The organism is Rahnella laticis, from assembly GCF_015644585.1.
Taxonomy (GTDB): domain Bacteria; phylum Pseudomonadota; class Gammaproteobacteria; order Enterobacterales; family Enterobacteriaceae; genus Rahnella; species Rahnella laticis.
Genome location: NZ_JADOBI010000017.1, coordinates 81649 through 96580, shown reverse-complemented (window position 1 = coordinate 96580; position 14932 = coordinate 81649). Strand labels below are relative to the sequence as shown.

The 14932-nt window shown below is 54.1% G+C and carries 13 protein-coding genes; 8 read left to right on the top strand and 5 right to left on the bottom strand.

Features of this window, described 5'->3' with window-relative positions; translation table 11 throughout:
* Positions 1-46: 46 nt before the first annotated feature.
* From IV433_RS24615 to IV433_RS24590, 6 genes are all read left to right on the top strand, one after another.
* Positions 47-232, top strand: coding sequence for a hypothetical protein (locus IV433_RS24615; RefSeq protein WP_195816284.1), 186 nt, complete (start codon positions 47-49; stop codon positions 230-232).
* Between the two features lie 145 nt (positions 233-377).
* Complete coding sequence (locus IV433_RS24610; protein ID WP_195816285.1) at positions 378-1064, top strand: CTP synthase C-terminal region-related (seleno)protein; 687 nt, start codon at positions 378-380, stop codon at positions 1062-1064.
* Positions 1065-1436: 372 nt separating this feature from the next.
* On the top strand, positions 1437-2462 hold the full coding sequence (locus IV433_RS24605; protein WP_101074918.1) for an amino acid ABC transporter substrate-binding protein: 1026 nt from the start codon (positions 1437-1439) through the stop codon (positions 2460-2462).
* Between the two features lie 121 nt (positions 2463-2583).
* Positions 2584-3762 carry an amino acid ABC transporter permease gene (locus IV433_RS24600; RefSeq protein WP_195816286.1) on the top strand — a complete coding sequence of 393 codons (1179 nt, stop codon included), beginning with the start codon at positions 2584-2586 and terminating at the stop codon, positions 3760-3762.
* 9 nt (positions 3763-3771) lie between these two features.
* Complete coding sequence (locus IV433_RS24595) at positions 3772-4881, top strand: amino acid ABC transporter permease (protein WP_370530281.1); 1110 nt, start codon at positions 3772-3774, stop codon at positions 4879-4881.
* 8 nt (positions 4882-4889) lie between these two features.
* Positions 4890-5651: an amino acid ABC transporter ATP-binding protein gene (locus IV433_RS24590; protein WP_101074916.1), complete on the top strand. Its 762-nt coding sequence runs from the start codon at positions 4890-4892 to the stop codon at positions 5649-5651.
* A 326-nt stretch (positions 5652-5977) separates the two neighbouring features.
* Here the strand turns inward: IV433_RS24590 and IV433_RS24585 are convergent, their stop codons facing one another.
* From IV433_RS24585 to IV433_RS24575, 3 genes are all read right to left on the bottom strand, one after another.
* Positions 5978-6772 (bottom strand): YaeF family permuted papain-like enzyme, encoded by a 795-nt coding sequence (locus tag IV433_RS24585; RefSeq protein ID WP_195816287.1) that lies wholly within the window; start codon positions 6770-6772, stop codon positions 5978-5980.
* A 457-nt stretch (positions 6773-7229) separates the two neighbouring features.
* Entirely contained in the window at positions 7230-7919 is a 690-nt protein-coding gene (locus IV433_RS24580) for an LrgB family protein (protein ID WP_195816288.1), read from the bottom strand.
* Positions 7912-8334: a CidA/LrgA family protein gene (locus IV433_RS24575; protein WP_195816289.1), complete on the bottom strand. Its 423-nt coding sequence runs from the start codon at positions 8332-8334 to the stop codon at positions 7912-7914. The genes IV433_RS24580 and IV433_RS24575 overlap by 8 nt, the downstream gene beginning before the upstream one ends.
* Before the next feature lie 142 nt (positions 8335-8476).
* Between IV433_RS24575 and IV433_RS24570 the strand changes: the two genes are divergently transcribed.
* Together IV433_RS24570 and IV433_RS24565 are read left to right on the top strand one after the other, a co-directional pair.
* Positions 8477-9361, top strand: coding sequence for a LysR family transcriptional regulator (locus tag IV433_RS24570; protein WP_195816290.1), 885 nt, complete (start codon positions 8477-8479; stop codon positions 9359-9361).
* Between the two features lie 351 nt (positions 9362-9712).
* On the top strand, positions 9713-10900 hold the full coding sequence (locus IV433_RS24565) for a glutamine synthetase family protein (RefSeq protein ID WP_326838675.1): 1188 nt from the start codon (positions 9713-9715) through the stop codon (positions 10898-10900).
* A 117-nt stretch (positions 10901-11017) separates the two neighbouring features.
* Here IV433_RS24565 and IV433_RS24560 read toward each other — a convergent pair whose 3' ends face one another.
* Complete coding sequence (locus IV433_RS24560) at positions 11018-12667, bottom strand: Na+/H+ antiporter (RefSeq protein WP_104924212.1); 1650 nt, start codon at positions 12665-12667, stop codon at positions 11018-11020.
* 762 nt (positions 12668-13429) lie between these two features.
* Positions 13430-14797 carry an NCS2 family permease gene (locus IV433_RS24555; protein ID WP_195816292.1) on the bottom strand — a complete coding sequence of 456 codons (1368 nt, stop codon included), beginning with the start codon at positions 14795-14797 and terminating at the stop codon, positions 13430-13432.
* Positions 14798-14932 lie beyond the last annotated feature (135 nt).

Genomic DNA, 14932 nt, shown 5'->3' with positions numbered 1-14932 from the left:
TCGGGCTTTTTCTTTGAAAAACCTTCAACGCGAGATACCTCTTTTTATGGCTAAAAAACCCGATGCGACACCTTCCATCTTTGATCACCTCAAAGATGACGACAGCTTCGATCTGTGGGGCCGTTCTGGCCTCAGCACCGCGCTCAATAAAGCCAAGCCGAAAGCGCCGGACAATGAGCAGATTGCCGCCGCGCGTAAACTGATTAAAGGCAGTAAAACGCAGGCCGAATGAAGATGTAAAAACGCGCCCGACAAACCCACCTCGCGTGGGTTTTTTAATGCTTTTCGTTCTGCGAAAATACCTGATGAGAATTTTTCAAACGACAACGTAATGACATTTCTGTAACCTCTCTTTTTACCTGCCCTGGAGAGAAGTGATGAAAAACTCTGTACGTCTGGCGCTGGTCGGAGACTACCACTCCGCGATCACTGCCCATCAAGCCATTCCCCTTGCCATCGACCTCGCAGCACAACACTTCAGCATTGAAATCCACGCCGACTGGCTCGCAACCGACACAATCACCCCTGAAATCCTCGAGAATTACGATGCCTTCTGGTGTGTGCCCGGCAGCCCGTACCGCTCAACCGAAGGTGCGCTGAGCGCCATCCGTTTTGCCCGGGAGAATCGCAAACCGTTTCTGGGAACCTGCGGCGGATTCCAGCACGCCATCATTGAATACGCGCGAAATGTGATGGACTGGCAGGATGCCGGACACGGCGAAACCGACACCGGGGGCCGTCTGGTCATCAGCGCGCTGTCGTGCGAAATGGTAGAAGTCAAAAGCGAAATTACGTTTGTGCCGGGCAGTATTCCGGCGCGCGCTTACGGCAAGCTGGAAGTGGAAGAAGGCTACCACTGCCGCTATGGCATCAATACAGAGTTTCAGGCTGCGCTGGAGGCTCAGCCGCTGAAAATGGTCGGCCATGATTCGAACGGTGAGGTTCGCGCCATTGAATTACCGGAACATCCGTTTTTTGTCGCCACCTTGTTCCAGCCGGAACGCGCCGCACTAAAAGGTCAGCTTCCGCCGCTGGTGGCTGCACTCATAAAGTCCCTTCTCTGAATAATGTCATTTCAAAATATCTCTCAGGCCATTAGGTCTGAGAGATTACCTCATCGTTTTGCCTCATTTTTTATCCAAATATGACACCGCATTTCTCCCTGCTTCAAAGACCGCGATCTGCACTCCAATATTGAAATATTCCGCACCGTTTTAAGGCGCTCACATTGACCGCGCACCTAAACGGGGCAATAAATTTTATAGCGTCCATCAATGTTACTGAGCAAATCCTCAAGGTGACTTGATTGATCGGGCGTTTTCCATGTTGGCACTCCCTTTGCAAAGACAGGTGCAGAGGGCGTTGCCCCATAAACAGACAGGGTGCTCCGGCACTCACACAATAATAATTTTCAGTTTTGTCTCACAGGACGCTTTATGAAAAAAATATTGCTCTCAACGCTGATTGCCGCAGCAAGCTTCGTGACACTGGCTGGTCAGGCTCACGCAGGTACCACTCTGGATGCTGTTAAAAAGAAAGGATTTGTTCAATGCGGTATCAGCGACGGCCTGCCAGGCTTCTCCTACGCTGACTCCAAAGGCAAATTCACCGGTATCGACGTTGACGTCTGTCGCGCGGTGGCTGCTGCCGTGTTTGGTGATTCTGAGAAAGTAAAATACACCCCGCTGACCGCAAAAGAGCGTTTCACCGCCCTGCAGTCTGGCGAAGTGGACATCCTGTCCCGTAATACCACCTGGACCTCTTCCCGCGATGCGGGCATGGGAATGATCTTCGCCGGCGTGAACTACTACGACGGCATCGGTTTCCTGACTCACCAGAAAGCCGGTCTGAAAAGCGCGAAAGAACTCGATGGCGCAACCGTCTGCCTGCAAGCCGGTACGGATACCGAGCTGAACGTAGCCGATTACTTCAAAGCCAACAAAATGACCTACACCCCGGTGACCTTCGACCGTTCAGACGAAAGTGCGAAAGCGCTGGACTCCGGCCGTTGCGATACCCTGGCTTCCGACCAGTCTCAGCTGTACGCACTGCGTATCAAACTGGGTAAACCGGACGAGTTCATCGTTCTGCCAGAAGTTATCTCTAAAGAACCCCTGGGCCCGGTCGTACGCCGTGGTGACGAAGACTGGCTGGCCGTTGTGCGCTGGTCACTGTTCGCCATGCTGAACGCCGAAGAAATGGGCGTGACGTCTAAAAACGTTGAGCAACTGGCCGCTAATCCGACCACACCAGACATGAGCAACCTGCTGGGCAAAACCGGGACTTACGGTGCTGACCTGAAAGTGCCAAATGACTGGGTAGTGAAAATCGTCAAACAAGTCGGTAACTACGGCGAAAGCTTTGAACGCAACGTCGGTCAGGGCAGCGAGCTGAAAATCAAACGTGGCCAGAACGCATTGTGGAATGCAGGCGGGATTCAATACGCACCACCTGTCCGCTAAATATCCTTCGTTTTTGAAGTCAGATATTCCCGTGATTGAAATGCTTTAAGGATGTTGATGCGCCGGTCGTTCCCCGGTGCATCACTTCCACGGATTTACCGCATATTGAGGTTCACCCTATATGTCGCAACGCCCAACCGGAAAAGGATCGTTCTCGCTGACCAACCCAGCCGTACGAGCCTGGATTTACCAAATTTTCGCGGTGGTGTTGCTGGTAGCCTGTCTTGGTTACCTGCTCCACAACACCATTACCAATCTAACGACGCGAGGGATCACCTCGGGATTTGCGTTTCTTGAAAAAGGTGCCGGTTTCGGCATTGTTCAGCATCTTATCGACTACCAGGAAGGCGACACCTACGCACGCGTATTTGTTATCGGTCTGCTGAATACGCTGCTGGTTTCCGCGCTGTGTATCGTTTTCGCTTCGATTCTCGGGTTCATTATCGGGTTAGGACGTCTCTCCGATAACTGGCTGATCCGCAAAGTGTCGACGGTTTACATCGAGACTTTCCGTAATATTCCCCCGCTGCTGCAAATCTTCTTCTGGTACTTCGCCGTGTTGCGAAACCTGCCGGGACCGCGTCAGAGCCTGAACGCTTTTGACACGATTTTCGTCAGTAACCGCGGCCTGTATCTGCCGTCGCCGGAGCTGGCACCGGGCAGCCTCGCAGGCCTTATCGCGCTGCTGCTGGCTATAGCCGGAATTGTTGCGCTGCAACGCTACAACCATTTCCGTCAGATCCACACCGGACGCGTCTGGCGCATCTGGCCGTGGGCTGTAGTGATGCTTATCGTCCTGCCGGGGCTGGCGCACCTGATTTTCGGGCCCGCGCTGCACTGGGATATGCCTGCGCTGCGCGGATTTAACTTCCGCGGCGGCATGGTGCTCATTCCGGAACTGGCCGCGCTGACGCTGGCGCTGTCCGTGTACACCTCAACGTTTATCGCGGAAGTGATCCGCTCCGGTATTCAGTCGGTTTCGCACGGTCAGCATGAAGCCGCCCGTTCGCTCGGCCTGCCGAATCCGGTCACATTGCGCCAGGTTATTTTACCGCAGGCCATGCGGGTGATTATTCCGCCGCTGACCAGCCAGTATCTGAATATCGTGAAAAACTCCTCTCTGGCGGCCGCGATTGGCTATCCGGATATGGTGTCTCTGTTTGCCGGTACCGTGCTCAACCAGACCGGTCAGGCGATTGAAACCATTGCCATCACGATGTCCGTTTACCTGATTATCAGCCTGGTCATCTCCTTCCTGATGAATATTTATAACCGGCGTATTGCGCTGGTCGAGCGTTAAGGGAAATCCATGACGATGACAACACTTCCTCCCGGAGTCAGAGCCGTCAAGCCCGGTACGCCAGTCGGGACTGCCGTGCTGTGGGCGCGCAAAAATCTGTTCTCCAGCTGGTTTAACAGCCTGCTGACGCTGTTTTGTTTATGGCTGATGTGGCTGGTGATCCCTCCCCTGCTGAACTGGGTGATTTTCCAGGCCAACTGGGTCGGAACCGCACGAACGGACTGCACCAAAGCCGGTGCCTGCTGGGTGTTTATCCACGCGCGCTTCGGGCAATTCATGTACGGGCTGTATCCGTTTGATCAGCGCTGGCGTATTAACGTCACCCTGATTGTCGGTCTGCTGACGCTGGCACCGATTTTCTTCAAAGCGATGCCACGCCGCGGTCGTTACATCACGGCCTGGATTGTTCTGTTCCCGATTTTCACCTGGATCATGCTTTACGGCGGATTCTTTGGTCTGAGCCTCGTCGAAACCCGCCAGTGGGGCGGCCTGACGCTGACGCTGATCATCGCCGCAGTCGGCATCGCCGGTGCGTTACCGCTGGGGATTATGCTGGCGCTGGCACGACGTTCGCGTCTGCCGATCGTGCGTATTCTGTCGGTGATTTTCATCGAATTCTGGCGCGGCGTGCCGCTGATTACCGTGCTCTTCATGTCCTCGGTGATGCTGCCGCTGTTCATGACCGAAGGAACCAACATCGACAAACTGGTGCGCGCGCTGGTGGGTGTGGTGCTGTTCCAGTCGGCATATGTCGCGGAAGTGGTGCGCGGCGGTTTGCAGGCGCTGCCGAAAGGCCAGACCGAAGCCGCTGAATCACTGGCGCTCGGCTACTGGAAAACGCAGGGTTTAGTCATTCTGCCGCAGGCGCTGAAAATGGTGATACCGGGTCTGGTCAACACCATCATCGCGCTGTTTAAAGACACCAGTCTGGTGATCATTATCGGCCTGTTCGACCTGTTCAGCAGTGTCCAGCAAGCCACCGTCGATCCTGAATGGCTCGGCATGTCGACCGAAGGCTACGTCTTCGCCGCTGCCGTCTACTGGATTTTCTGTTTTAGCATGTCGCGTTATAGCCAGCATTTGGAAAGACGCTTTCACACCGGGCGATCCGCACACTGAGGTAAACCATGAGCGACCATCAAGTCACTGAAAAACAAAATATGATGATCACGCTGGAAAACGTGAACAAGTGGTACGGACAATTCCACGTATTGAAAGACATCAATCTGAACGTGAAACCGCGCGAACGTATCGTCCTGTGCGGCCCTTCCGGCTCCGGTAAATCAACGACCATTCGTTGCATTAACCATCTGGAGGAGCATCAGCAGGGGCGCATTGTGGTTGACGGCACCGAGCTGAATGATGATTTGCGTAACATCGAGCGCGTGCGTACCGAAGTCGGAATGGTATTCCAGCACTTCAACCTGTTCCCGCATCTGACCGTGCTGCAAAACTGCACGCTGGCCCCTTGCTGGGTGCGTAAGATGCCCAAGAAAGAGGCGGAAGAACTGGCGATGCATTACCTTAAACGCGTGCGTATCGCCGAACATGCCAACAAATTCCCCGGCCAGCTTTCCGGCGGACAACAGCAGCGCGTGGCGATCGCCCGTTCGCTGTGCATGAAACCGAAAATCATGCTGTTTGATGAACCGACGTCTGCGCTCGATCCGGAAATGGTGAAAGAGGTGCTCGACACCATGATCACGCTGGCCGAAGAAGGCATGACCATGTTGTGCGTTACGCATGAAATGGGTTTTGCCAGAACGGTAGCCGACCGGGTGATCTTTATGGATCGCGGGGAGATCGTCGAGGAAGCGCCACCGCTGGAGTTCTTCGCAAATCCTAAGTCCGCGAGGACGCGGGAGTTCTTATCGCAGGTTATTCATTAACGCTTAAACACTTGGCGGTGTTTAAGCCGCCTAAAGATAGATTAGTGAAAGTTTCGGTTTCTCAATAGCAGTGCTCACGTAGCCTTTCGAGCCGAAACCGACCAAAAGAGGGAAGTGCTTTCCCTCTTTTGGATTTCTCCCCGCTTTTTTACTCCGCGCTGTCGCGGGGACGACGGACGTATTCCGCGACACCCGCGTGTGGCGAAAATCTCGCCGCTGCGCGGTCCCCTCACTCGGTGTTCGAGACTCAGGTCTCGAAACGCTCAATCAGCAAGATTTTGAGCGCGCCATAGGGGCATTTTTGAAAAGCGTGGGTTCCGGCGTTTCTACCCAAATACGGCGTTATAGAGATTCCATTTTTTCAGATGACCGACGTACTGCAAGGGCTGGACGGGGGTGAACGAGGAAATATCGCCTTCACGCATGTGGAGTAAATCGGCGGGTGAAATCCATAATGCGTTTGAAACGGTAATCGGGTTACCGGCGTAATTGAATGCTTCAATCACAAACTGCGAACAGAAGAATGTCTCCTGCGCATCTGCCGAATCGCCAATCTGAACGGTAGCGAGCGTATCAAAACACTGGCTGCGGCCTTTGCCAAAGAAAACCGGTAAATCACACACCCGGCGGGACAACGTATATGGCGCGATAATCACGATGCCTTTGTAGTTATATTTCTTCCCGCGTTTGCTTTGCGCAAAGAATCTTAACCGTTGCAGCTGTTCATCGCTAAATCCCGGATGGCGCAAACTCACCATCGAGTTACTGTGAGACAACGCCTGTTCCAGAGAAACAATCTGCACGCCCTCACCCACCGCTTCGGCGACTTCGCCGTTCCCGAGATATACCGACGCATGGCTGACGCCCGAAAGGCTGAATAAACGGATCCCCAGGGACGTCACGCCCGTCGTTGACGAAAGCAGAATATCACCAGGCTGAAGCTGCTCCGCGCCGATGGTCACCGCGTCATTGCTCTCAAGCGTTGAAATACGCTGCATGTGTAACGCCGTTTTACTGGCCGAAGGCTGCAACGCCGCCTGCTGAGAAATATTCGTCTGCGTACTGCATCCCGACAGCCATAAAAGACCGGCGCAAACCGCCGCCCGGTTCAGATAAATCATTTTGCATCCTTGCCATGAATTATAGAAATTCCAAATGTTCTTTTTATTAAGATTTTTCCTGCATATACAATCACTTCACAGAAAATACATCCGCCGGCATTCTAGCAGAAAAAATAAACAAAACGTTGCTTACAAAATGGGGCGCGAAAACAAAAGGGCATAAAGACGAGGAGGAACGAAAAACTCAGGAGGCGCAATCAGAAAGCTTGCTGAACGGAGCGGCTTCGAGACCTGCGGCTCGAAGACCGAGAGAAGGCACCGCGCAGCGGCAAGTTTTCGCGCCAGGCGGCGAGTACCAGAACATGTCCTTCGTCCCCGCGGCAGCGCGCGGTTAAAGAGCGCGGAGTCCAGAGGCCCGCGCGTTACCGGGTCTCTGGTCGGTGTGGGCCGACGCCCACGGTTTTGAATTTGAATTTTGAATTTGAATTAAAAGTTTTCGATCTTTTTCAAAAGATCATCACCACATTACAATCCCAATCACCGGTGCCATCACCACCGTCACAACCCCCGCCAGCATCATCACCAGACTCGCCACCACGCCTTCTTCGGCGCCCAGTTCATAAGCCCGCGCGGTCCCCGCACCGTGCGACGCCGCACCAAACCCGGCACCTTTCGCCAGACCGCTTTTCACCGAAAGCCGCAGGAATAACATGTCGCCGACCGCCATACCGAATACGCCGGTGATCACCACGAACAGCGCCACCAGATCCGGCTGCCCGCCCATTTGCTTCGCCGCCGCCAGCGCAAACGGCGTGGTGATGGACCGCACCGCCAGGCTGCGCTGCACTTCTTCCGGCAACGTCAGTATTTTTGCCAGCCAGACCGAACTGCTGACCGCCACCACAATCGCCGTCACCACGCCCGCACTCAGCGATAACCAGTGACGGCGGATGACCGCCATATTTTCATAAACCGGCACGGCAAATGCGATGGTTGACGGGCCAAGCAGCCACAGCAGCCAGTGCGTTTCGCCGATGTAATCCTGATAAGACGTGTGCGTCACGACCAGTAAAATCACCAGCACGATGGGCGTAAATACCAGCGGCATCAGCAACAATGTGCGGCGCTGGCGGTAGAGTTTTTTGTTGGCGTAATACAGCCCGAGCGTGATCACAAAACATAAAACGCTGATAAGAAGATCAGTCACGCGATGCCTTCCTCGCCGCCAGACGCTGCTCCAGGCGGTACATTTTATCGACAACTACCGCCGTCGCGCCGAGTGTCAGAAGCGTACTGACGCCAATCACCACAAAGATTTTCCAGCCTTCGATCATCAGCAGCTGGGCGTAATTCACTACAGCCACCACCGCCGGAACAAAAAACAGCAACATTTCAGCCAGCAACCAGCGGGAACCCGCCTTCACCCAGTTCAGCGGCAAAACGCGGAACATAATCAGCAGCAAAAGCATCAGCATACCGACGATATTGGCCGGTAAAGGCAGATGCAGCACAGTGACAAGACGATCGGCGATAACAAATAACACCGCATAAAGCACCACCTGAGCGGGGATCTGACAGCGGGTCAGCAGGGACGGCGCTTTCGTGCGCAACGCCAGCAACATGGGAACGACCTCAGAGGACGAAAAAGGGACAAAATTCAGTATACGCTCGCAGGAAACCGGTAAAGAAATGAATTAAAATCATAAAAATGATTCCAATCTGGAATACTTTGTTACTTACCGATCTCAGCGGGGAAGTCAGTGAATGGACGTTCGCACATTACGCTATTTTGTCGAAGTGGTACGCCAGCAGAGCTTCACCCGCGCGGCGGAAAAATTATTCGTCACGCAGCCGACCATCAGCAAAATGCTGCGCCATCTGGAAGAAGAGCTTGAATGCACGCTGATCATCCGCGAAGGACGGCGCCTGCGGCTCACCGACAGCGGTCAGGCGCTCTACCAGCGCGGGCTGAATATCCTGGAAGAATTCCGCCAGCTCGAAGCCGAACTGGAAGACATTAACACGCTTAAGCTCGGCCATTTACGATTGGGTATTCCGCCGATGGTGGGCACCCAAATTGCGCCGCTGATCGGCAGTTTCCGCCAGCAATATCCGGGGATCGAACTGATTATTTCTGAATTTGGCGGGCTGACCGTTCAGCAGGCGGTCATCTCCGGTGAGCTGGATCTGGCGCTCACCGCCCTGCCCGCTGACGCCGTGCCGTCCATCGCTTCATTGCTGCTTTTCAGCCATCCGCTGTGCGTGGTGGTTCCGCGCACGCCGCACTGGCTGAACCGTACACGCATTGCCCTCAGCGAACTGACGGAAGAAAGCATCCTGATTTACAACGAAGATTTCGCGCTATACCGCCAGCTGATGGACGCCTTTTCGGCACACGGTTTCACGCCCAAAATTGCCGCCCGCAGCGGCCAGTGGGATTTCTTAGCCGCCATGGTACAAACCGGCATGGGTGTGGCAATTTTGCCGGAACCTATCTGTCAGCGGCTTGATAAAAACACGCTGCTGTGGCTGCCGCTCGAGCCGCTGATGCCGTGGCAGCTGGGGCTGATCTGGCATCAGAGCAGTTATCTTTCCCACAGCGCACAGGCGTGGATTGCGCTGTGCCGGGATTACTGGCCGCAACCCTGAACGCGGTATTTATACTTTTTTTACGACGGCAACTTTAATCTTTATGTTGCCGATATATCCTTTTTTCTGTGCATAAATTAATCTCAATTTATCGCCGAAAGGTATGCGTGAAAGAAAAATATGAATCCGACATTCAAGCCTTCATTATTAAAACACTCACCTGCTTTATTCAGTTCTCCGGTAATTTCAAAGTTAGTGGCCAATGAAAGCCAGCTGACGCTTGAAAATATGACCCCGGGAAATAACAGTACTTTCCGTCAGGAAGCAGAACGTTATTTATCAAAGAACCCGAACACAAAACATATTGATGTTTATCTTAATGATATCAACGGTTCGTTCAGGGGGAAAAGAATGAATATCACCTCGCTGCTTTCACTGGAAAAAGGCGCATATTTTCCTCAGTCCGTTTATTCCATGGACAAAGAAGGCAAAGTGCAGAGTACGCTGAATGATGATCTGGCAGTGAATGAGCCGGACAGAATATGTTTTCCTGTCGCAGGTACTTTGCGCCCGTGCGGCCATAATCCGGCTGAAAATGCACAAATATTACTGACGATGAAAAACGATCAGGGAAATCCTTATTCGCTTGAGCCGCGCGTTATCCTGGCAAACGTGCTGAGTAAATTCCATGAACATGGTTTATACCCGGTGATTGCGCCCGAAATTGAGTTTTATCTCGAAGACTCCCAAAACCGTCACATTCAGAATTCCGGATGTTTTCATTTAGCGGTTCCGTCTGAACATACCGCGTTTATTGAAGAGCTTGAGACGATGGCGACGCGGCAAAACCTGCCTTTAACGGGCATTGTTTGTGAGGCGGAAGCCGGTCAGTTTGAGTTAAACCTGCAACACTCCGGGCAGGTCGTCGACATCTGCGAGAGCGTGCTGGCGCTTCGCCGCTTAACCAGCACCGTCGCCCGTAGGTTTGGATTCAACGCCAATTTCATGGCTAAACCGTATTCGCAGATATCAGGCAGCGGCCTGCATTTTCATATCAGCCTGAACGACGAACAGGGCAATAATGTTTTTGCCTCCGGCGACAAAAACCTTAATGAAATGATGCGTCTGTGTCTCGCCGGCATGCTTAACCTGATGCCCGCTTCTATGGCGATTCTGGCTCCCAACGTCAATTCATTCAGACGATTGAGGAAAAACCTGAATGAGCCGCTGTTCAGTTCCTGGGGCGTTAATCAGCGCTCTGCGGCATTACGCATTCCCTGTTCAGGCGAAACGCATCGCCGCATTGAATACCGTCTGGCGGGGTCGGATGCCAACCCTTATCTGGCGATGGCAACTATACTGACGGGCATGCTTTACGGGCTGGAAAAAATAGAGGACGACCCGGTTGCCGATCTGGCGGCCTGCTCGCCCGTTTTGCCTTTATTCCAGCAGCACGCCCTTGATGAATTCCGGCAATGCCCGTATTTAACCGCGGCGCTGGGCGAGGCATTTTCCCAGCAGTGGATCCAAACCAAACTCTCTGAACTGACGTGGTTCGAAAGTATCGTCACGCCTGAGGAAAGTACATTTTCCTATTAAGTTATTTTCTTATTAAACAGTGATGCCGTACTGCTCTGTTCCCGGGTGAAAAAAAAGGCTTCCCGCAACGTTCGTGGGAAGCCTTTTATGGCAGATTAACGCCGGAAAACCATTGCGTCAGACTTCTTTTTCGACCAGCAACGCTTCCAGCAAATCGAGGTCGTGCAGCAATTTTTGCAGCGTTTCATTGCTGATTTTCTGGGTTGCGCGCAGATGATAAAGCTCACCGCGCTCGGCCCGCAGCGCGGTCAGACGGAAGCGACGCTCTAAGTTTTCAAGCTTCAGCGCGGTTTCCATATCATCACGATTCGCCGTCCGCCGTCGCAGCGTGCCTATCACGCGGGAACTGATTTCCTTCAGCGTCTGTTCATCGATGTTTTCTTCGGTATCCGCCGCCAGACGTTCTTCCATCTTATGCAGGCTTTCGATCGCCACTTCTGCGGCCACAGATTTCGCCATGCGCTCTTCTTCGCGATACGTCGTTCCGTCGGCCACGACTACGCCTTTGAGCAGGAACGGCAAGGCAATCACACCGGCAATCAGGGAGAACAAAATCACGCCCGTCGCCAGGAACACCAGCTGATAACGCGACGGGAAGGCCGAACCGTCGGCGAGGAACAGCGGAATCGACAGCACACCGGCGAGGGTAATCGCCCCGCGAACACCGGCAAACGACGCGACCCACAGCTCACGCGTACTGTAGCTGCCGAACAGCAACGGTTTCTTTTTCAGGAAGCGGTTGCTGAAGTTTTTCATCACCCACAGCCAGACGAAACGCAGGATCAGCAGCGCAAAATAGATGATCCCGACGTCCGCAAACAAGTGCCAGGTGACGATTGACGGATCATGCGTGGCCTGATCAATCGAGTTTTCCAGAATGCCCGGCAACTGCAAACCGAGCATGATGAACACCATGCCGTTGAACACGAATTCCAGCATCGCCCAGACGCTGTTCGCGCGCAGACGCATTGCCAGCGGCGCGTTACGGATAATGCCCGACTGGCTGATGGTCATCCCCGCGGCGACCGCGGCCAGAATGCCCGATACGCCGATGTGTTCAGCAATCAGGTAAGACGCGAACGGCAGCAGCAACAGGAAAACGATTTGTGTCGCCGGATCATCGCCGCTCCAGCGGCTCATGATACGCAGCGATTTACTGTACAGCCACGTCACCGCGACACCCGCCATCAGGCCGCCGATGGCGACTTTGAGGAACTCAACGGTCGCGCCGCCGACGGTGAAAATCATGGTGCCCATCGCCACGGCGATCGCAAATTTGAGTGACACCAGGCCGGAGGCGTCATTCATCAGCGCTTCACCTTCGAGCACGCCCATGATCGACTTCGGAATGCGGCCCTTGCCCACAATCCCGCCCAATGCCACGGCATCGGTGGGTGACAACACCGCCGCCAGCGCAAACGCCGCAACCAGCGGAATATCCGGCACCATCATATAAATCAGATAACCGATACCGACGACGGTGAGCAACACCAGCACCAGCGCCAGCCCGAGAATTTCGCGCCCGTGGTGGAGGAATTCACGGGTCGGGGTTTTCCAGCCATCAGCAAACAGCAGCGGCGGGATGAAGAGGACGAGAAACAGTTCCGGATCGAAATCCACATGCAGGCCAAAACTCGGCACAGCCAGCACCGCACCGACGGCGATCTGCATTAATGGAAGAGGAACCTGAAACGGCAACATTCTGGTGACGACACCGGAGAGCGACACCACCAGAATCAAAATCAGAATGGTAAAGAAGATTTCCATGCTTTCCTTAGACTCTTGTTTTTATGATTTCAATCAGACGGGGTCTGACACATACAGAGGGAATAGTAGATCAAAAGAGGACATGATTTAAATCGATGCGTGCGGTTGGGACGCAGTGACGTTTATGACAAGGTCAAAACCTTGGGCTCGCCGCCCAAACTGGCCCAAAGGGTTTTAAACGAAACCCTTTGGAATCCTGCGTTTTTTTAACTGCGCGCTGTCGCTGGGTCGATGGACGTATTCTGTTACTCCAGCGTGTGGCGCAAATCCAGGCACTTAGTGCTGCCTTCACTCGGTCTTCGAGCCATAGGTCTCGAAGCCGCTCCGTTCAGCTGGATTTTGAGCGCGCCAGCTTACCCTTCTTAAAGATAAAACTAGTCTGCATTTGAATTTAGAGAAGCCAGTGGCCGCTTTCAAAACGACGTCGAGCGAGGAGTGAGAAACGGCGAGAGTCTTTTTTCGAGCAGGTTCGAACCCGAGGCGAGAGCACCGCGCAGCGGCGGCGTTTGCGGCACTAGCCAGAGTCGCTGAAACATAGCCAGCCAGCGACAGCGCGCAGTAAAAAAGCGAGGAGAGTGCAGAGAGGAAAAGCACTTTCCTCTCTGCTCGGTTTCGGCGCGAAAGGCCTTGTGATAACCGCACATGAAAAACCGAAACTTACGCCAGCCTGTCTTAAAAATCGCTAATGGCGGCATTCACCGCCATTGAAAAACCGAAACTTTCACCGTCAGAAATGGCCGTCCCGAATGCCCGGCCTGGCATTCAGATCGCCCATCCACCGGCATAAAACACCACTAACGCGACGGCGATAACCACCGTTCCGACGTTCAGCTTGCGCCATTCGCCGGAGAAGATACGGCCAATGACCAGCGCGCTGAAGCCCAGCATAATGCCGGTGACGATGTTACAGGTCAGCACGATGAAAACCGCGCACAGCAGGCCGGACATCGCGTCGACGAAGTCGTTGAAATCCAGTTTGGTCACGTTGCTGAGCATCAGCAGGCCGACGTACATCAGCGCTGGCGCGGTCGCGTAGGCCGGAACCAGATAGGATAACGGAGACAGGAACAACATCAGCAGGAACAGAATGCCGACGACGGTAGCCGTCAGGCCGGTTTTGCCGCCTGCCGCCGTACCCGCTGCGGATTCAATGTAAACCGCTGCCGGTGACGCGCCGACCAGAGAGGCAAAAATGCTGCTTACGGAGTCCGCCGTCAGGGCTTTGCCGCCGCTGATGATCTGACCGTTTTCGTCGAGCAGGTTTGCCTGCCCGGCGACGGCGCGGATGGTACCGGTAGCATCAAAGACCGCCGTCATGACCAGTGCCAGAACGCTTGGCAGCACGGCGGCTTTCAGCGCGCCCATGATATCGAGATCGAAAATGACCGATTTGCCGTCTGCACCCGCCAGTGAAGGCATCGCGAACAGGCCCTGATATTTCACCGCAGGATCGAAAATCAGGCCAATAATGGAAATCGCGATAATCACCAGCAGAATGCCGCCGGGGACGCGCAGTTTCTCAAGGCCGAAAATCACCGCCAGACCGAGCAAGGTCATCACCACCGGGAAAGAGGTAAATGCGCCCAACGCGACCGGTAAACCATCCAGCGGGTTTTTCACCACCAGGCCGACGCCGTTGGCTGCGATTAACAACAGGAACAGGCCGATACCAATGCCGGTGCCGTGCGCAACGCCGGTCGGCAGGTTGCGCAAAATCCACGACCGGATGCCGGTGACCGAGATAATCGTGAACAGCACGCCCATCAGGAATACCGCGCCTAACGCCACCGGCACGCTGATGTGCTGGCCGAGTACCAGGCTGAATGCCGTGAACGCCGTCAGGGAAATCGCACAGCCAATCGCCAGCGGCAGATTAGCCCACAAGCCCATCAGCAGCGAGCCAAAACCGGCAACCAGACAGGTCGCGACAAACACCGCGCTCGGCGAAAATCCGGCTTTACCCAGCATGGACGGCACCACAATCACCGAATAAACCATCGCCAGAAACGTCGTTAAACCGGCGATCACTTCCTGACGGACGTTGCTGCCACGCGCACTGATTTTGAAAAATGCATCAAACGGGCCTTTTGGCGCAACAGCGCTGCCCGTCTGAGGGTGTTGACTCGACATGGAAAATCCTCTGAATGTCTTTACTGATTAGCCGGCGTGGTCATTATGAAATCGTTTCTGCACGTTCGCTTCCTTACCCGTAGCCTGAAACCGCCGAAATCAGCGTCAGATCTACAAGGCAAACGTTTAACTCAC